The sequence below is a fragment of the Aquabacterium sp. OR-4 genome, from assembly GCF_025290835.2.
In the GTDB taxonomy this organism is placed as follows: domain Bacteria; phylum Pseudomonadota; class Gammaproteobacteria; order Burkholderiales; family Burkholderiaceae_C; genus Pseudaquabacterium.
Genome location: NZ_JAOCQD020000002.1, coordinates 684507 through 702385, shown reverse-complemented (window position 1 = coordinate 702385; position 17879 = coordinate 684507). Strand labels below are relative to the sequence as shown.

Genomic DNA, 17879 nt, shown 5'->3' with positions numbered 1-17879 from the left:
CGAGGCTGCTGCCCCACTTATCGACGCATCACCCGCCGGCTTGAATGGCAGTGCCGGCATGCTGTGAAAAAGACAACGCGCCGAACCCCGGGGCGCAGGTGCGGCGCGTCGTCATCCGGAGGCGCCGGCGGACGGTGTGGCCACCGCCGCCTAGTCCTCCATCAGGGCCGGGCCGAATTCATCGAAGCAACGACAGAACCTGCTGCGGCAACTGGTTGGCTTGCGCCACCATCGCCGTGCCGGCCTGTCCCAGGATGTTGGCGCGGCTCATGTTGGCCGTTTCCGAGGCGAAGTCGGTGTCCATGATGCGACCGCGGGCGGCGCTCTGGTTCTCCACCGACACCTGCAGGTTCGACACCACCGACTCGAAGCGGTTCTGCGACGCACCCAGCGTGGCGCGCTCGCTGCTGATGGTGTCGATGGCCACGTCGATGTTGTCGATCACCGTGTGGATGTCGGCCAGGGCCGCGGTGTTGTCGATCACCGCCCGGCCTGCACCGGTGTTGTCGGTGCCGGCCACCACGGTGACGGTGGCGTCCTGGGTCAGGTTGACGGTGTTGATGTCGATGGTGTCGTCCGAGGCCGTGTTGGCGCCGACCTGGAAGGTCTGCGCACCCGCATCGCCGGACAGGATGTGCTTGCCGTTGAAGTTGGTGGCACCCAGCACACGCTGGATTTCCTTGGACAGCTCGCCGAATTCCTTGTCCAGCGAGTCCTTGTCGCTGCCGCTGGCGGTGGCGTTGGAGGCTTGCACCGCCAGTTCACGCATGCGCTGCAGCGAGTCGGTCACCTTGCCGAGGGCGCCTTCAGCGGTCTGCGCCATCGAGATGCCGTCGTTGGAGTTGCGGATCGCCACGTTCATGCCACGCACCTGGGCGTTCATGCGCTCGGCAATCGCCAGGCCGGCGGCGTCGTCCTTGGCCGAATTGACACGCAAGCCCGACGACAGACGCTGCATGGACGTGGCCAGCGACATCTGGTTGGTGTTCAGGTTGCGCTGAGCGTTCAGCGAGGACATGTTGGTGTTGATGGTCTGAGGCACGATGGTTTCCTTTCCGTTTCCATAATTCCCGGCGGAAGCGCCGGCGTTTTCGCCAGTGGTGGGGTTCCTTGCGGTCTTCACCACCTTTGCCGCCGATCACCATTGCTGGTGGTCGGCACGCCCGCGCTAGTCGCCTCTGGTGTGACGAGCCCCCGAGGGGAGGCTTGCGTCCATCGGCCGGCTAACCGGACCCCGGTCAGATGTTGTTGTCTGCCCGTTGGGTTGGGTATCGGCCCGGCGGAATCTCAACTTAAGGGCTGGATCGCTCCCTTTTTTTCTGAGCTGTCAATACGCCTTTGGGCCATTGATGCGGAGTTCGTCACGCCGAACTGGCCAAATCGCACTCAAGTTGGGTTTGGCAGCGGGTTTAGGGCCGAATCGCCCCGCATTTCGGGGCCTTGGGGCGCCAGATCGGCAGGGGCCGGCACCGGCTTTGGCAGACCGGCAGGCGGCCTGGCCGGTAGGGCGGGGGCAGAAGGCCGCGCGCAGGCGGGCGAACGCTTGCCAGGGCGCAGGCGCGTTGGCGCGCGCTGCACAGATCACGAGAGTGGGCCGGGGCGGGCTGGGGGGTGTGCCAGGTGCCAGGTGCCAGGTGCCCGCGGCTGGCCAGGCCGGTGGGGCCGGTCGAGCTGGTCAGGCTGGCGGTGCTGGCGGCGCTCGTGCCGTGTGCTACCGGTCAGTAGCACGGCCGGCCTGGCAGGGCGGCGCCGTGGCTGGCTGGCTGGTATCCGGCACGGCCACCATCACGGCCGCCATTGCGGCGGGCCGCGTGGGGCGCCGGCAGGCGCAGCGGGCCTCGGCGGCGCGCCAGAAACGCCGAAGCCGCCGCCGGCCATGTCGGGCCGGGGCAGCAGCAGAAGGGGGAGGGGCACACGCATCGCCGCCGCGAGCATGGGCAATCACAGTGGCACATCGCGGCGCGGCGGCGCGGGCGATGGCGGGTCAGGCGGGTGGCCTGGCGGGTGGTGCGGCGCGAGGCGGCCGCCACCCGGGTGCGGGTATCAGGCCGCGGCGTTGCGCAGGTATCAGGCCGCGGCGTTGCGCGTGTATCCGGCTGCGGCGTTGCGCAGGTATCAGGCCGCGGCGTTGCGCGCCGTGGCGCCGTGCTTGGCGCGTGGCGGCGGCGCCGGGCGGGCCAGCGCGGCCGCGTTGGCGGCAATGCGGGCGGTTTCGTCGAGCACGCGGCGCAGCTGGTCGAGCTCGGTGCGCAGCTGGCGCAGTTCGTCGCGGGTGTGGGCCAGTTCGTTTTCGGTGCGGCGCAGGGCATCGGCCTGGCGCAGGCCACCGGCCTGCACAAAGGCTTCACGCACCAGCGTGCTGCCGCGCAAGGTGGCCTCGGCGTAGCCGGCCCAGTCGTTGCGCAGCTCGCGCAGCAGGTTGGCGCGCGGCGGGGCGCTGATCAGTGCACCACGCGGTGGCTGCAGCAGGGCCGCGCTCCACAGCGCCTCGCCCAGCAGTACATGCGAGGCGATCTGCAGGTAGCCGTCGGGCGTGGGCATGGGCTCGAAGCTCGGCACCGCAAAGCTGCCGTGCAGCGCATAGGCCTTGCGGGCAAACCATTGCGCCTCCTGCAGCACGGCCGACGACAGGCCCACCAGGGTGATCTCGTCGTCGCAGGCCAGCAGTTCGTAGGCGTCCATCTCGCACAGCTGCACGCGGTGGCCGGTGACGCGCTCGAGCATCTCGCGCTCGATGCGCGCAAAGTCGCCGGCACGCGGATCGGCCAGGTACAGCATCGGTCCGGTCCGTGCCAGGCGGTACAGGGTGTCGGCGTGGTCGCTGGCCCGCACGATGCGGCCATCGGTGTCGACCAGGCTGGGTTCGCATTCGGGTTGGCCCACATACACCACCGGGTCGGCCGGCAGGCGCAGCTGCGCCTCGCCGCGACGCCGCAGGCGGGTGCGGGCGGCCATCTGGGAGGCCTCGGCCACCAGCTCGGTGGTGCCCAGGGCCAGCGGCGCAACGGCCGCGTGGATCTCGGCGCGGTTGGTGCGCAAGCCCATGATCAGGTCGCTGCCGAAGCGCAACGGTGATACCCGCAGATCAATCCAGGCCAGGTCGGCGTTGTCGAGCAGTTGGATCAGCCAGGGTGCCATCTCGTGACCGAGCACCAGCGCGTCGTCAGGCAGGTGACGCAGCAGGTAGTCGGCGGCAGCGGCCGGCACCGTGTGGTGCAGCGCATGCCAGGTGGGCATCTGGCCATCGGTCTGGCACAGCGCGCGGAACTGGGTCAGGCAGAAGCCGGGTTTCAGGCCGTGGCCATCGGGGCGGTGCGGTGTCTTGCCGACCCGCAACCCGCTGGCATGGAAGATCGGCAGGCGCACCAGATCGAGCACGAACTCGCTGGCGGGCCAGGTGTCCTCGCGGACGAGGTCGTCAAGGCAGACGATCGAGCTGACGTGCATGGTGGGCTCCGGGGGCGTTGGGGCTCGGTACTAGGGGCAGGAACGACAGCGAATTCGGTGACCACCGCCCGCCGGACCCTGGATCACCGGCCCCGACATCGGACGCGCGCTCTGGCCGGAGCGGACGCTGGTCGGGGAGGGACTTGGGGGTCGGGATCATGGCGCGAGGTTGACTAGACGCTGGATCGCAGTCTAGGCAGCCGCCAACGCGGCCAAAGCCCGAAAAGCCCGCCAAAAGCCGGCCAGACCGCCGCCGCGTGGCCGCCGCGAGGCCGCCGGGATACCGCGGCGCAGCGGGGCGGGCGGATGCCTGCCTAGATCAGCGACTGCACCCGCTGCAGCAGCTCGGCGTCGTTCCAGGGCTTGCGCAGCACACCGTGCAGGCGCGCATACGACTGCAGGTGCGCCTGCATCTCGTCGTGCCCGGTGATGGCCAGCATCGGCAGCCGCGACAGATCGGGGCGCTGGTGCGCCGCGGCGATCAGCTCGGCGCCATTCATGTTGGGCATCTCCAGATCGGTGATCAGCAGCGCAAAACGTTGCTGGCCCAGCAGTTCAAGGGCTTCGAGGCCATCGCGCGCCTGCACCACCACATGGCCGGCGCCCTCGAGCAGCTTGCGCAGCTTGGCGCGCACCACCGCCGAATCGTCCACCAGCAGCAGCGGCAAGGCCGTGGCCGCGGGCGCCGCGGCGGGGGAGGGGGCGGCGGCGGGGTGAGCGGCTGCGGCTGCGGCCGAGGCGGCGGCGGCGGCGGCGGCGGCGGCGGCGGGGCCAGGGGCGGTGGTGGCGGGGGCACCTGCCGCGGCGCAGGCGGTGGCAAAACCGGCGCAGGTGGCGGCGCCATGGGCGCCGGCGGTGGCATCCGGGGCGCCGGCGGCGGTGCCAGCGGGCGCTGGACGGGCGGCGGCGGCTGCATGGCCGGTGGGGCAACGGGCGGCGAAACGGGCGGCGCAACGGGCGGCGCCGGCGGTGGCGTTACCGGCCGCGGTGGCGGTGGCGGTGCAGCAGGCCGCAATGGCGGCGCGGGCGGCGCGGGTGGCGCGGGTGGCGCGGGTGGCGCCAGCGGCGCTGGTGGGGGCGGCGGCGTGGCCGGGCGCAGCGGCGCCGGTGCAGGCGCTGCGGCCGGGGGCCGGGGCGCCAGCGGGGGCAGGGGCAGGGGCGGGGGCGCAGGCGGGCGCTGCTTGCGGCGGCTCAGCGTCAGCAGCGCCACCAGCGCCGCCACCACCATGGCCAGCGCCAGAACCAGCGGCAGCCAGTGGGCGCTCAGCGCATCCAGGATCGAAGAAAACATCGGCTCACCTCGTACAGACACCCCGTGCGCGGGCGGGCGGCGCGGGCGCGGGCCGCTGTGCGGCGCAGGCCGCCGCAGGGTGCAGCGGGTGTCGATTCATTGTGCCAGCCGCTCCTGCGGCGGCCCTCGCATGCTGGGCCCCATGGATGACAAGTCGATGCCGCCGCGCGCGCTTGTAGGAATTTGCCTGACAAAGCTTTGGAAGAAACGGGACTCCAGAAGCGGAGACGGGCCGATGTTCCGGCCCAGTTCTGCTGCCTACAGTACATCCCATACCAACCCGCCACCGCACCGGAGAGCACCGCATGACCACCGACCAGATCCTTGCCGAGATCCGCGAAGCCAACCTCTCCTACCTGATGCTGGCGCAATCGCTGGTGCGCATCGACCGCGACCAGGCCCTGTTCCGCCTGGGCATCAACGAGGGCACCGCCGACCTGATCGCCGCGCTGACCCCGGCCCAGATGATGAAGGTGGCCTCCAGCAACACCCTGCTGTGCAAGATGCGCTGCGACGACGACATGGTCTGGGGCCTGCTCACCAGCCACGGCAAGTCGGCCGCCAACGATGCCGTCAGCCGCCTGCACGCCAGCATCCTGATGGCCGGCCGCCACCAGGAAGCCGCTTAACTTGTAGGCCCCGGCCGCCTGGCGGCCGCCCCCGAGGGGCTGACGAAACCGGCCCGGGAAACCCGGATCCGGCTTCGCCCTTCCGACGAGACCGCCCCTGATTGCCTTCGGCAATCTGTCCCAGAGGGACTCAGGTGGCTGCGTGCTACTTACAAATTCTGGAGAGAGAACCATGTCGCGCACCAAGAGCATCCTGACCGAAGCCAAGCAGATCGACACCGCTGTGGAGCTGATCAAGCTCGGCGCGCGTCTGCAGGTGCTGGAGAGCGAAACCGACCTCAGCTACGAGCGCCTGCTGCGCCTGTACAAGGAGGTCGCCGGCAAGAGCCCCAGCAAGGGCCAGCTGCCGTTCTCCACCGACTGGTTCATGACCTGGCAGCCCAACATCCATGCCAGCCTCTTCCTGAACATCCACGAATACCTCAACAAGGTGGCCGCGCTCGACGAGATCGACACCGTGATCAAGGCCTACAAGCTCTACCTCGAGCAGGTGGGCGCGCAGGATCTCGAGCCGCAGCTCTCGGTCACCCGGGCCTGGCGCCTGGTGAAGTTCGTCGACAACGGCATGCTCACGATGACCAAGTGCAGCAAGTGCGCCGGCCACTTCGTGACCCATCCGCACGAAATCGCCCGCCATTACGTGTGCGGCCTGTGCAATCCGCCCGCCCGGGCCGGCAAGGGCCGCAATGCCGGCGCCATCCGCCTGCCCAGCGTGCAGGAATGCATGGCCGACTGAGCCTGTCGCCCCCGGTTGGCCGGCACCGGACTCGAGCCCCGGCGCCGGACGGCCGATAAGCGAACCCAGCAACGACAGTTTTTCTGCTTGTCTCCTCCTGGCACAGTCCCTGTGCCTTGCGGGCGGGTTCCTCACGGAAGCCGCCTATTTTTTTCTCTGCTGCCGCCTGATGACCATGACGATGCCGCCTTCGCCCCCGGACGCCGCCCATCGCCCGGCCGGCGCCGACCCCGCGGCCGCCGCCCTGCCGGCGCCGCCCGAATCCAGCCAGCCGATCCTGGCAGGCGCCGTGCGCCCGGCCACCGACCCCTGGCCGCCGCTGCTGGCCGAACTGGCTGACGAACTGGCCGCGCTGCCGCATGCCGTGGGCCCCGACTCGGGCGTCGAAGGCCGCCTGCGCAGCCTGCACCAGCGTGCCGCCACCCTGCTCGACGAGCAGGCCGACGCGGCCCTGTACTGGCTGATCCTGCGCGCCAGCCACGAGCCCGCCAACTACAGCGACCGCCATGCCTGGCTGTGCTGGTGGGTGGCGCGCGAAACCTTTGCCCGCCTGGGCGGCAGCCCGGCCCAGGGCGAGGCCCTGGCGCTGGCCGCGCTGACCATGAACTGCACGCTGCGCACGCTGCAGGACCGGCTGGCGCAGAACGACACCCCGCCCAGCGTGGCCGAGCAGGCGCGCATCGACACCCATGCGGTGGCCGCGGCCCACACCCTGGCCGCCGCCGGCGTGGGCGATGCGCTGTGGCTGGCCATCGTGCGCCACCACCATGACGAGGCGCCCGATGCGCTGCCCCTGATGCGCCTGCCGCCCGAGGCGGCCGCCGCGCGCCTGCTGCGCCGGGTCGACCGTTTTGCCGCCGCGCTGGCCTGCCGCGCCGATCGGCCGCCGCTGTCGCCGGTGCTGGCCGCCCGCACCGCCTGCCGCGGCGCCGACGGCACGGTCGACGAGATCGGCCACGCCATGATCGGTGCGCTGGGCCTGTACCCGCCCGGCAGCCCGGTGCGGCTGGCCAGTGGCGAGCGCGGCGTGGTGGTGGGCCGCGGCCTGCGCGCCAATCTGCCGCGCGTGGCGGTGGTGGTGGATGCCCAGGGCTCGGCACTGCTGCAGCCGCAGCTGCGCGACACCGGCGAGCCCGACTACGCGGTGCGCGGCAGCCTCGATGCCGACGATTCACCGCTGCCGCTGGTGGTGTCGCACGCCCAGCTGCTGCAGCTGCGCTGAGCGCGGCGGCGCCGCCGGCCCCGCCGTCAAGCCTGCCGGAGCGTGTGCCCATGCCGCTGGCCACCCCGCCCCGCGCCACCCGGCGGCAAGGCCGTGCCACCGCACCGGCCACACCATCAAAACCATCGGCAAATTTGCCGAATGCGCTGATTCAGTCGAATTTGCCGTATTTACCGGCAAGTTCGACGAAGAATTCGCCGCAAGCCGATGCGCCAGACGGGACGCCGGCCGGTGGAACCGGGCCCTTTTCGGCCGACTGCCGCCGCGATGCCGATTCCACACTCGGCGCCATGCCGGCCCATGCCACGTTCTCGCCGCCCCTGGCCACGCCCGCCGGTGCGCCACCGCACGGCCTGCAGCGCCTGCGCTGGCCGGCCCCGGCGCTGCTGAGCTGGTTGAGCGCCTGGCTGCTCACCGCCGGCCTGCGCGGCCTGGGCGCCAGCCCCTGGCTGTCGCTGGCCACCGGCATGGTGTGCGCCGGGGCCCTGGCCATGGCCTGGCCGGGCCTGAGCACCTGGCGGCGCATGATCCTGGGCGCCGGCTTTCCGGTGGCCATGCTGGGCAGCGGGCTGGCGCAAGGCGTGCCGGCCTGGGCCTGGCTGCTGCCGCTGGGCCTGCTGATGCTGGCCTATCCGCTGAAGGCCTGGCGCGATGCGCCGCTGTTTCCGACGCCGCCCGACGCGCTGCACGGCCTGGCCCGGCTGGTGCCGCTGCCCGCCGGCGGCGAGGGCGCCGCCATGCTGGACGCCGGCTGCGGCCTGGGCCAGGGCCTGCAGGCCCTGCATGGCGAGTTTCCGCAAGCCGCGCTGCGCGGCACCGAATGGAGCTGGCCCCTGGCCCTGGCCGCGCGCTGGCGCTGCGGCTTTGCCCAGGTGCGCCGCGGCGACCTGTGGGCCGACGACTGGTCGGGCCTGCGCCTGGTGTACCTGTTCCAGCGCCCCGAATCGATGGCCCGCGCCTGGGCCAAGGCCTGCGCCGAGATGGCGCCCGGCAGCTGGCTGGTGAGCCTGGATTTCCCCGTGCCCGGTGTGGCCCCGGCGGGCGTGCTGCGCCGCGACGCCGCACAGCCGGTGTGGGTCTACCGCATCGAGAACAGGCGCCCCGTGGCCGCCAGTTCCGGCTCAATGCCCCCGCCACGCCGCCGATAACCCTGCCAAGCGGTGCGCCCAGCCGGGCGCGCCCATGGGTCTTACCTCCGCACAACGCACCATGTTCGTCATCATCGGTTGGCTCGTCTGCCTGGGCTGCGTGTTCGGCATCTTCGTGGCCCACGGCGGCAACATGGGTCCGATCCTGAAGGCCCTGCCCTGGGAAATGGGCATGATCGGCGGCGCCACGCTGGGCGCCTTCATCGTCAACAACCAGATGGTGGTCATCAAGTCCACCATGGCTGGCGTGGGCATGTGCTTCAAGGGCAGCAAGTACACCAAGGACCGCTACATGGAGCTGCTGGCGCTCATGTACGACATCCTGCAGAAGGCGCGCAAGGAAGGCCTGATGTCCATTGAAAAGGACGTCGAGGACCCGCACAACTCGCCGATCTTCCAGAAGTACCCGAACGTCGGCAACGACCACCATGTCACCGAGTTCGTCACCGACTACCTGCGCATGATGGTCTCGGGCAACCTCAATGCCCACGAGATCGAGAGCCTGATGGACAGCGAGATCGAGACCCACCACCAGGAGGCGCATGCCCCAGTGGGCGCGATCCAGCGCATCGCGGGCGGCCTGCCGGCCTTCGGCATCGTGGCCGCCGTGCTGGGTGTGGTGAAGACCATGGGCTCGGTGGGTCAGCCCCCGGCGGTGCTGGGCGCGATGATCGGCTCGGCCCTGGTGGGTACCTTCCTGGGCATCTTGCTGGCCTATGCCTTTGCCGAGCCGCTGGCCGGCCTGCTGGAGCAAAAGCTCGAGGAAAGCGCCAAGGAACTGCAGTGCATCAAGACCACGCTGCTGGCCAGCATGCAGGGCTATGCCCCGCAGGTGGCGGTGGAGTTCGGTCGCAAGGTGCTGCTGTCGCCGGTGCGCCCGACCTTCAGCGAGCTCGAACAGCACGTGAAGAAGAAGTGATGGCCGGCCTCCGCAACGCCTTTGGCGCGTGGCCCCGGCGGCGCGCCGCCCGTGATCCGGCCAGGCTGGATGCCAGGCGGCCGGCCGGCCGGGCGGGCCGCTTGATGGCGCTGTGGCGCACCGGAGGCACCGATGTCGGGTGACGCCAAGAAGCTCCAGCCCATCATCATCAAGCGGGTGAAGAAGGGCGGCCATGCGGCCCACGGGGGCGCCTGGAAGATCGCCTACGCCGACTTCGTGACCGCGATGATGGCCTTCTTCCTGCTGATGTGGCTGCTGGGCAGCACCTCCGAAGGCGACAAGAAGGGCATTGCCGATTTCTTCAACTCGCCGCTGAAGGTGGCGCTGCTGCACGGGGGCTCGGGCTCGGGCGATTCGTCCAGCGTGCTCAAGGGCGGCGGCACCGACCTCAGCCGCACCCACGGCCAGGTGCGCAACGGCGACGTGCCGGCCCCGCGCAAGACCATCAACCTGCAGGCCCTGAAGGCCGAGCAGCGCCGCGCCGAGGCGCAGATGCTCGAGGAACTGCAGGAACGCGTGCAGACCGAGCTGAAGAACAGCCCCAAGCTGGCGCAGTTCACGTCGCAGATCAAGGTCGAGATGACCCGCGACGGCCTGCGCATCCAGATCGCCGACGAGCAGAACCGGCCGATGTTCGATTCGGGCAGCCCGCTGGTCAAACCGCACATGCGCGAGCTGCTGCGGGCCATCGGCAGCGTGCTGGCCGAGGTGCCCAACGGCATCACGCTCGAGGGGCACACCGACGCGATGGTGTTTCCGGGTGGCGACAAGGGCTACGGCAACTGGGAGCTGGCCTCCGACCGCGCCAACGCCGCGCGGCGCGAGCTGATCGGCGGCGGCCTGGGCGAAGACCGGGTGCTGCGCGTGCTGGGCCTGGCCTCGAGCCAGCCCTACAACCGCAACGACCCCAACGATCCGCAGAACCGGCGCATCAGCATCATCGTGATGAACAGCGACGCCCTCGACCGCTTCCTGCGCCCCGGCGGCCCGGAAGGCGAGGGCGCCGACGACGCGCCGGGCGCCGCCGCCACGCCGCCACGGCCCGCCGCGTCGCGCTAGCGCCAGGCGGGCGGCGCCGGCCTGGCGCTGTGCCGGCCTGGCCTGCCGCGGCGCCGTTTTTCAGCGGCCGTTCGCGTGCCGTCGCGCCGCGGCCGCCGTGCCCCGGCGCACATCTTCTGGCCCGTCTTTCGCGGGCCCGGCCACCGACGATCAGGCCGGCAATTGCCGCCCTCATCGGGCTCATGATTTCCGATCGGCTGCCTACCATGCTGGCACACCTCCGCTCACACGAGGGGAAAGCGCCATGCTTGCATTCGATTCGAGAAATCTCCTGTCCGATCCGTCCGCGATCTGGCTTGCCGACGCCCCGGCACTGCCTGCGGGCGACCCGATTGCACAGGTGCTGCCCTGGCTGATCGACCACCTGGGCCTGCGCGCCGCGGTGGCCCAGCTCAGTGGACTGGATCACCACCGCTTCGCCGACGACCCCGGCCGCACGCTGCAGGCCATGCAGCAGCTGGGCTATGACACCAGCCTGGGGCCCGTGAGCCCGCTGCAGCTGCTGCCCCATGACCTGCCGGCCGTGCTGACCCTGGCCACCGGCGACACCTGCGTGGTGACCGCGGTGCAGGGCCGCCCGGGCACGCACCGCCGCTGCGAGGTGGTGGTGCTGGCCCCCGAACCGATGGCCTTTGCCGTGAGCGACGCCGAACTGGCACGCGAATGCAGCGGCCCGGCCCTGCGCATGCGCCGGGTGCGCAGCCAGCGCCAGCCGGTGCCCGACCTGGCCATGCCCGCGCCGCGCCAGATGCCGGCGCCAGCACGCCAGGCGCTTGCCACACCGGCAGCGCCGGCCCTGCAGCGCGCGCCGGCCGCTCCGGCCGCTCGTGCCGCTCATTCCGCTCATCCCGCTCAGGCCCCTCAGGCCACTGAGGCTGTTCAGACCGCCTTTCCCGCTCAAACCGCGCCGCGCCAGCCGGCGGTGGGCCCGACACCGCGCGACCCGGCGCTCACGCCAGGCCAGCCTGGGCCGGCAACTGCCGCGGCACAGCCCCGGCCGATGCCGATGCCGGCGCCGCCGCCGCCACGCGGCCACACGGCCAGCGCTGCGGCGCGCGCCACGCTGATGCAGCGCGCTGCTGCGTCGGCACCCGCCGCCGCACCGGCGCCGGCACCGGCGCCAGCGCCAGCCGCTGCAGCCGCTGCAGCCGTACCGGCAGCGGTAGCCCCACCTGCATCTGCACCCTGGCGCATTGCCGCACCCGCACCCGCTGCCGCTGCGGCAACGCATCAGGCGCCGCGCGGTGCGCTGCAAAACCTTCCCCTGCTGGACGACGTGGTCGACCTGCAGCCGCCCCCGCGGGCGGCGGCCGATCACGCGCTGGCGCCGCCTGCCGCAACGCAGGCTGCCGCGCCCCAGCCCGATACCCCCATCGCCGTCACCCGGCCCGCCGAGATGGCGGCCGACCCTGTGCCCGATCTGGCCGACGCCATGCCGTCGGCGCCAACGCGCATCGCCGATGCGGTTCCAACCCGGCAGCCCGACCAGGGACCGGTACCTGACCAGCACGACACCGCCGGTGCCGTGCCCCGACAGCTTGTGCTGGCAAAAGGCGTGGCCGCGCCCGACGCCAGCACCGTCGGGGCGCGTCGTCCACCGGTGCTGAACGCGGACAGCGACCGGCCCGCCCCCCCTGGCGCCCCGCCAGATGTCGTGCTCGACCTGGGATTTCTGGACCGTCACAGCGGCACTGCGCAATTGCGCCGCCACATGCTCGGCCGCCTGGGCCAGGTCAGTGCCTGGATGGGCCGTGGCACCGCACCGGCGCTCGCCGGGCTGCAACACGCCACCTTGCGCGCCTGGGACGGCCTGGTGGCGCGTGGACAGCGGCTGAAACCCGCCGGCCATGCGCGTGCCGCACCGAATGCGCCCAACACGCCCAACGCGCCCCACGCGCTGGATGTGCTGAACGCGCCCGAGGTGCTCAATGCGCCAAAAGCGCGAATAGCGCAAACCATGCAAGACACGCCAAATCCGCAGAATTTACGGAAAGAGCCGCCATCGCGGTCACGACCACCGGACGGCCACGCGCCTCCGGCAGCGTGGCCTGCGGTGGCTGCGGCGTCTGGCCAGCGGCCGGCCGAGGCCTGGCGCGAGCCCGCGCCGGATCGGGTGTTTCGAACGCCCATCTCGCCCGGCGTGCGAACGCCCGGGCCTGACCCGACCCTGCGACAACGGCACGATCCGGTGCTGGAGCCGCCGTACGGGCCTGGTCTGGACGCTGGCTGGGTGCCCGATCTGGCGCCACCGGCGCAGGTTTCTGCAGGCCCACCGCAGGGCAGGCAGGCCAGCGCCGGCGAAGGCGCTGGCGGGTTGCGGCGTGAGCCGCTGGCGCCCGCCGGGCCGCAGGCCTGGCAATGGCCCGAGCCAGAGGCCGACACGGTGACCGGCGGCAGCGTTTTCGCCACCGACCGGCCTGCGCACGACGCCCCTGGCGCCGGCATGGGCCCGGCCGCCGGCAGCCTCCAGCATTCCGTCGACGCCTGGCCATCCGCGCGCCGCGAACCGCAGCTGGGCGATGCCTGGCCGCCGTCTGCGGCGCCGGCGGGCCGTGCGGCGCTGTCGCGCGCCGACCCGCTGCGCTGGCGCGACACGCCGATCGACCGTTCACTGCTCTTCGACCCCGCCGAGCCCACGCTGGCCGGGCCGGCGCCACGCCCGCGACGGCGCACGGTGCTGCCCTTGCCGGCCATGGCCAGCCAGCCAGGCCTGCCGCCCGGCCGACCGCCGCCGGACCGGCCCGCGCTGGCCCGGCTGCCCGGCCTGCTGGCCGGCGCGCTGCGGCGGCTGGGCAGGGGCCCGAGCGCCGGTCAGGCCGGCGAGCCAGGCACCGGCACCACCGGCACCAGCACTGGCACCACCGGCAACGGCTGGTTCGGGTGGCTGACGCGCCGGCTGCCAGGCCGCGGCCGGCCGCCGGGGGCCGACACACCCGCCGGCCTGGGCCACGACTTCCGCGCCGACCGGCAAGCCGAGCTTCGAACCGACCGTCACACCGACCGTGACTTTGCCCGACACACCGCCCAACACACCGCCCGACATACCGCCCTGGACCCGACCCGTCGCTCCCCTCCAGACACGGCCGCAACCTCCTCCCGAATCCTGAGCATGACCGAACCCGACACCCTGCCTGGCGCCGATGCCGTGCCCTCGCGGCCGGTTTCGCCGCACCTGGCCGGCAGCCGGCCGCTGCGGCGCGCCTGGCGCTGGGCGTGGCAGCGGCTGCCTGCGCTGCCCACGCTGTCCGCGTTGTCGCTGTTCTCGGCGCCGCCGTCGGCCGGCCAGGCCGGTCAGGCGCCGGGCAGGGCGGGGGGGCCGGGTGCCCGCCCGGCCGGCTGGCCGCCGGCCTGGGCGCCCTGGCTGGTGGCGGTGCCGGTGGCTGAACTGCGCGCACGCCTGCGCACCTCGCCCTGGTGGCTGATGGATGGCGCCATCGAGGCCGGGGTGGCCGCGGTGTGCCTGGCCCAGGGCCTGCCGCTGGCCTGGGGCCGCGCGCTGGCGGTCGACACGCTGTGGCGGCCGCTGCGGCATGAGCTGACCCGCCCGCGCCGGGCCGCCGGCCCGCCCGGCCGGCGTCCGCTGCCGGGCCAGGCGCGCCGGCCTGCCGCTGGCGTGCCTGGCCGGCCGGGCATGCCGGCGCAGGCCGCTGGGCCCGTGCCGGCCCTGGCCGGCGGTGCCGGGCCCAACCCCGCGCTGAATCCCGCGCTGAACCCGGCACTGAACCCGGCACTTGCCGCGGCCGCCAGTGCGGCTGCTGGCGCGGGTGCCGGGCGGCCGGCCCATTCAAGCCGCGTCTACGCGCTCGATTTCGCCTCGGCGCTGCGCCAGCGCAGCGAAAACGAGGTGTCGGGACCGCCCCGGCCGCGCCCGGCGCAGCGCAGCGACACCACGGCGGGCCCGCGCCTGATGGCGGCCTGATCACCGCCCGATCACCGCCTGATCGCCGCCCGAGACCCAACGACACGACTGCCGATTCCGTCACGCCCGTCGGCGCGTGGCCGCAGACAGCCCGCCACGGCCGGCTTCAAGTTCGCGGCACGCGCACCGATAACCGACAGATGCTCGTGACCGGAAACACCTGAACTGAGGAATGCGATGAATCCCGCCGACCTGAAATTCCTGATCGTCGACGACTTCAACACGATGCGTCGCATCGTGCGGGGCCTGCTCAAGGAAATGGGCGCCAACAACGCCGACGAAGCCGAGGACGGCGCCGTGGCGCTGCAGATGCTGAAGAACGCGCGCTACGACTTCGTCGTCAGCGACATCAACATGCCCAACATGAACGGCTTTGACCTGCTCAAGGCGGTCAAGGCCGACGCCTCGCTCAAGCACATCCCGGTGCTGATGGTCACCGCCGAGGCGCGCAAGGAAGACATCCTGCTGGCCGCCCAGAGCGGCGCCGCCGGCTACGTGGTCAAACCCTTCACCAAGGCGACGCTGGAAGAGAAGGTGACCAAGATCATGCAGAAACTCCAGGCCACTGCCGCCTGACGCCGGGAGCACATGTCATGAAAATGGAAGACGTGGGCGCCATGGTGCCGGCAGGCGCAACCGGTCCGATGGCTGCACCCGAAGTGGTGCAGAAGATTGGCGAAATCACCCGGCTGCTGCACGACACGCTGCGCCAGCTGGGCGTGATGCCGCAACTGCAGGTGGCCGCGGACGGCATTCCCGACGCGCGCGACCGCCTGACCTACATCGCCTCGAAAACCGCCGCGGCGGCCGAGAAGGTGCTCAACTCGGTCGACATGGCCAAGGCCGAGCAGGGCGAGATTGCCCGGCAGACCCGTCTGCTGGCCGATCAGCTCACCGCCGACCCGGTGCGCGCCATCGCCAGCGGCGCGGTGATGAACTTCGTCAGCGACGTCGAGAAGCGCACCAGCGCGGTCGATTCGCACCTCACCGACATCATGATGGCGCAGGACTTCCACGACCTGACCGGCCAGGTGGTGCAGAAGGTGGTCAAGCTGGCCAACAACCTCGAAGACAGCCTGGTCAAGCTGCTGGTGCAGGTGGTGCCGGCCGAGCAGCGCGAGAAGGTCGACAGCAATGTGCTGCCCGGCCCGGTGGTCAACGCCGAAGGCCGCACCGACATCGTGCAGGACCAGGGCGAGGTCGACGACCTGCTGGCCAGCCTGGGCTTCTAGCTGCCGCGGCGCCGGCCTGCGTCCAGCCCGCACTGGCGGGTTGCGCCCAGGCCCCGCGCCCTCCGGCTGGAAGCAGCAGGCCGGTGAACGGCTGAAGGCCGACGGCAAACGGCCAAGGACAGTCGGCCAAGGACAGACAGCAAGACGGACGATTTTTCGTCCACGCAAGGCGACCCTCGGGTCGCCTTTTGCGCTTGGGCCGGCGCCGCACGGGGTGGGCGGCGCGGCGGCTCGGTCGGGGCGGTGGTGAGGGCGGCGTTTGCCGGCGGAATGCCGGTCTTATCGGCGCTAAAGCCGCGGCAGGCGGCTTCAAGAATGGAGCCCTTCTCAACCAGGTCATGACGGAGCCACCATGTTCGCCGACACCCTGTCTTCGCCGACCTTGACCATGTCCACCCCCCAGAAACCCGTCGAATCCAGCCACCCCGTCGTGACCCAGCGCTCGCTTGTCGAGCTGGTGCATGAAGCGCAGCGGCTGCAGTCGAGCGGCGATCTGGACGGCGCAGTTCAGGCCTACCGCGACTGGATCGAGGCCGGCCCCGCCCCGATGGCCCATGTGGCCTGCTTCAACCTGGGCACCCTGCTGGGTGCCCAGCAGCGCCATGCCGAGGCCGAGCAGGCCTACCGTCAGGCCGTGGCCCTGCAGCCCGACTTTCCGCATGCCCGGCTCAACCTCGGGCACCTGCTCGAGCGCCGTGGCCAGCACGACGAGGCCCTGGCCGAATGGCAGCAGGTGCTCGACGGCACCGCCCAGCCCGAGCTGCGCGTGCATGCCCTGAACAACCGCGGCCGCCTGCTCGAGCAGCTGCGCCGCTACCCCGATGCCGAGGCCGAGCTCAAGCGCAGCCTCGAGCTCAACCCCGAACAGCCCAACGTGGTGCAGCACTACGTGCACCTGCGCCAGAAGCAGTGCGAATGGCCGGCCTGGCAGCCGGTGGGCGAGGTCACGCACAACCGCCTGCTGATGGGCACCTCGCTGCTGGCCATGATGGGCCTGTCGGACGACCCCGCCATGCAGCTGCTGGCCGCCGTGCGCTTTGCCAACGAGCGGGTGCCCAAGGCCCAGCCGGTGCCGCTGCACTCGCTGCAGCCGCCGCGCACCGGCAAGATACGCATCGGCTACCTGTCGGGCGACCTGCACATGCATGCGGTGGGCCTGCTGACGCCCGAGCTGTTCGAGCTGCACGACCGATCCCGGGTCGAAACCTGGGCCTTCTGCTGGACACCCGAGAGCGCGATGCCGCAGCGCCAGCGCATCCTGCGCGCCATGGACCATGTGGTGCGCATCGACGCGGTCGACGACGCCGCCGCGGCCCGCCTGATCGCCGAAGCCGGCATCGACGTGCTGGTTGACCTGCAGGGCCTGACCAACGGTGCGCGGCCCGCCATCCTGGGCTACCGCGCGGCGCCCATCCAGGTGAGCTACCTGGGTTTGCCGGGCACCTCGGGCCTGCCGGGGGTCGACTGGATCCTGGCCGACCATTTCGTGATGCCGCCCGAGCTGGAGCCGTATTGCACCGAGAAACCGATCCGCCTGCCGCACTGCTACCAGGTGAGCGACCGGCAGCGCGAGGTAGGCCGAACGCCGACACGGGCCGAACTGGGCCTGCCGCCAGGCAAGTTCGTGTACTGCTCGTTCAACAACAACCACAAGTTCACCGAGAACGTCTTTGCCTCGTGGATGCGCATCCTGGCGGGCGTGCCCGACAGCGTGCTGTGGCTGCTGGCCGACAACGACACCGCGCAGGAAAACATGCTGCGCTGCGCCGACGCGCATGGCGTGGCGCGCGAGCGAATACTCTTTGCGCCCCGTGCGGCGCCGCCCGATTACCTGGCCCGGTTCCGCTGTGCGGATCTGATGCTCGACACCTTCCCGTACAACGCCGGCACCACGGCCAGCGATGCGCTGTGGATGGGCCTGCCCATCGTCACCTGGTCGGGGCGAAGTTACATCTCGCGCATGGCCGGCAGCCTGCTGCACGCCGTGGGCCTGCCCGACCTGGTGACCGATTCGCTGGCCGAGTACGAGAAGCTGGCGGTGCGCATCGGCCGCGAGCCGGCGCGTGCCGCCTCGTACCGCCGCTACCTGGACGAGCACGGCCGAAGTTCGCCCTTGTTCGACATGCCGCGCCTGGTGCGCGACATCGAGAACGAGTTCGAGCGCCTGGCGCTGGCGCATCGCCTTTGATCGGCCGGTTCAAGCCCATCGCCTGATTTCTGCATTCGGGCGGCCCGTGGCTGGCCGCATCACAACGC

The 17879-nt window shown here is 71.5% G+C and carries 13 protein-coding genes; 10 read left to right on the top strand and 3 right to left on the bottom strand.

Annotated features, from left to right (window positions below):
• Positions 1 to 178: 178 nt before the first annotated feature.
• From N4G63_RS15370 to N4G63_RS15360, 3 genes are all read right to left on the bottom strand, one after another.
• Positions 179 to 1042 carry a flagellin N-terminal helical domain-containing protein gene (locus N4G63_RS15370; protein ID WP_260786335.1) on the bottom strand — a complete coding sequence of 288 codons (864 nt, stop codon included), beginning with the start codon at positions 1040 to 1042 and terminating at the stop codon, positions 179 to 181.
• Between the two features lie 1073 nt (positions 1043 to 2115).
• On the bottom strand, positions 2116 to 3447 hold the full coding sequence (locus tag N4G63_RS15365) for a hypothetical protein (RefSeq protein WP_314599902.1): 1332 nt from the start codon (positions 3445 to 3447) through the stop codon (positions 2116 to 2118).
• A gap of 314 nt (positions 3448 to 3761) precedes the next feature.
• The gene (locus N4G63_RS15360) at positions 3762 to 4115 is read right to left on the bottom strand and encodes a response regulator (protein ID WP_260786331.1); all 354 of its coding nucleotides are present in this window, start codon (positions 4113 to 4115) and stop codon (positions 3762 to 3764) included.
• A 928-nt stretch (positions 4116 to 5043) separates the two neighbouring features.
• Here N4G63_RS15360 and flhD point away from each other — a divergent pair.
• From flhD to N4G63_RS15310, 10 genes are all read left to right on the top strand, one after another.
• A complete protein-coding gene (gene flhD / locus N4G63_RS15355) occupies positions 5044 to 5367 on the top strand; it encodes a flagellar transcriptional regulator FlhD (RefSeq protein WP_260786330.1) in 324 nt (107 codons plus the stop codon).
• Positions 5368 to 5539: 172 nt separating this feature from the next.
• The gene (gene flhC, locus N4G63_RS15350; RefSeq protein WP_260786329.1) at positions 5540 to 6103 is read left to right on the top strand and encodes a flagellar transcriptional regulator FlhC; all 564 of its coding nucleotides are present in this window, start codon (positions 5540 to 5542) and stop codon (positions 6101 to 6103) included.
• A gap of 175 nt (positions 6104 to 6278) precedes the next feature.
• Positions 6279 to 7325 carry an HD-GYP domain-containing protein gene (locus N4G63_RS15345; RefSeq protein WP_260786328.1) on the top strand — a complete coding sequence of 349 codons (1047 nt, stop codon included), beginning with the start codon at positions 6279 to 6281 and terminating at the stop codon, positions 7323 to 7325.
• Positions 7326 to 7615: 290 nt separating this feature from the next.
• The gene (locus N4G63_RS15340) at positions 7616 to 8473 is read left to right on the top strand and encodes a class I SAM-dependent methyltransferase (RefSeq protein WP_260786327.1); all 858 of its coding nucleotides are present in this window, start codon (positions 7616 to 7618) and stop codon (positions 8471 to 8473) included.
• 61 nt (positions 8474 to 8534) lie between these two features.
• Positions 8535 to 9392 (top strand): flagellar motor stator protein MotA, encoded by an 858-nt coding sequence (motA, locus tag N4G63_RS15335; protein WP_260786326.1) that lies wholly within the window; start codon positions 8535 to 8537, stop codon positions 9390 to 9392.
• Between the two features lie 132 nt (positions 9393 to 9524).
• Positions 9525 to 10472, top strand: a complete 948-nt coding sequence (gene motB, locus N4G63_RS15330) for a flagellar motor protein MotB (protein WP_260786325.1) — start codon at positions 9525 to 9527, stop codon at positions 10470 to 10472.
• A gap of 244 nt (positions 10473 to 10716) precedes the next feature.
• The gene (locus tag N4G63_RS15325; RefSeq protein WP_314599901.1) at positions 10717 to 14391 is read left to right on the top strand and encodes a hypothetical protein; all 3675 of its coding nucleotides are present in this window, start codon (positions 10717 to 10719) and stop codon (positions 14389 to 14391) included.
• A 177-nt stretch (positions 14392 to 14568) separates the two neighbouring features.
• Entirely contained in the window at positions 14569 to 14967 is a 399-nt protein-coding gene (cheY, locus tag N4G63_RS15320) for a chemotaxis response regulator CheY (RefSeq protein WP_260786322.1), read from the top strand.
• Between the two features lie 17 nt (positions 14968 to 14984).
• Complete coding sequence (locus N4G63_RS15315; protein ID WP_443112060.1) at positions 14985 to 15623, top strand: protein phosphatase CheZ; 639 nt, start codon at positions 14985 to 14987, stop codon at positions 15621 to 15623.
• A gap of 388 nt (positions 15624 to 16011) precedes the next feature.
• Positions 16012 to 17811: an O-linked N-acetylglucosamine transferase, SPINDLY family protein gene (locus N4G63_RS15310; RefSeq protein WP_260786320.1), complete on the top strand. Its 1800-nt coding sequence runs from the start codon at positions 16012 to 16014 to the stop codon at positions 17809 to 17811.
• Positions 17812 to 17879 lie beyond the last annotated feature (68 nt).

Excerpts from the sequence above, each read along its gene's own strand:
- N4G63_RS15365 (WP_314599902.1), bottom strand. The coding sequence starts at position 3,447 with ATGCACGTCAGCTCGATCGTCTGCCTTGACGACCTCGTCCGCGAGGAC.
- flhD (WP_260786330.1), top strand. The coding sequence starts at position 5,044 with ATGACCACCGACCAGATCCTTGCCGAGATCCGCGAAGCCAACCTCTCC.
- flhC (WP_260786329.1), top strand. The coding sequence starts at position 5,540 with ATGTCGCGCACCAAGAGCATCCTGACCGAAGCCAAGCAGATCGACACC.
- N4G63_RS15345 (WP_260786328.1), top strand. The coding sequence starts at position 6,279 with ATGACGATGCCGCCTTCGCCCCCGGACGCCGCCCATCGCCCGGCCGGC.
- N4G63_RS15340 (WP_260786327.1), top strand. The coding sequence starts at position 7,616 with ATGCCGGCCCATGCCACGTTCTCGCCGCCCCTGGCCACGCCCGCCGGT.
- motA (WP_260786326.1), top strand. The coding sequence starts at position 8,535 with ATGTTCGTCATCATCGGTTGGCTCGTCTGCCTGGGCTGCGTGTTCGGC.
- motB (WP_260786325.1), top strand. The coding sequence starts at position 9,525 with ATGTCGGGTGACGCCAAGAAGCTCCAGCCCATCATCATCAAGCGGGTG.
- N4G63_RS15325 (WP_314599901.1), top strand. The coding sequence starts at position 10,717 with ATGCTTGCATTCGATTCGAGAAATCTCCTGTCCGATCCGTCCGCGATC.
- cheY (WP_260786322.1), top strand. The coding sequence starts at position 14,569 with ATGAATCCCGCCGACCTGAAATTCCTGATCGTCGACGACTTCAACACG.
- N4G63_RS15315 (WP_443112060.1), top strand. The coding sequence starts at position 14,985 with ATGAAAATGGAAGACGTGGGCGCCATGGTGCCGGCAGGCGCAACCGGT.
- N4G63_RS15310 (WP_260786320.1), top strand. The coding sequence starts at position 16,012 with ATGTCCACCCCCCAGAAACCCGTCGAATCCAGCCACCCCGTCGTGACC.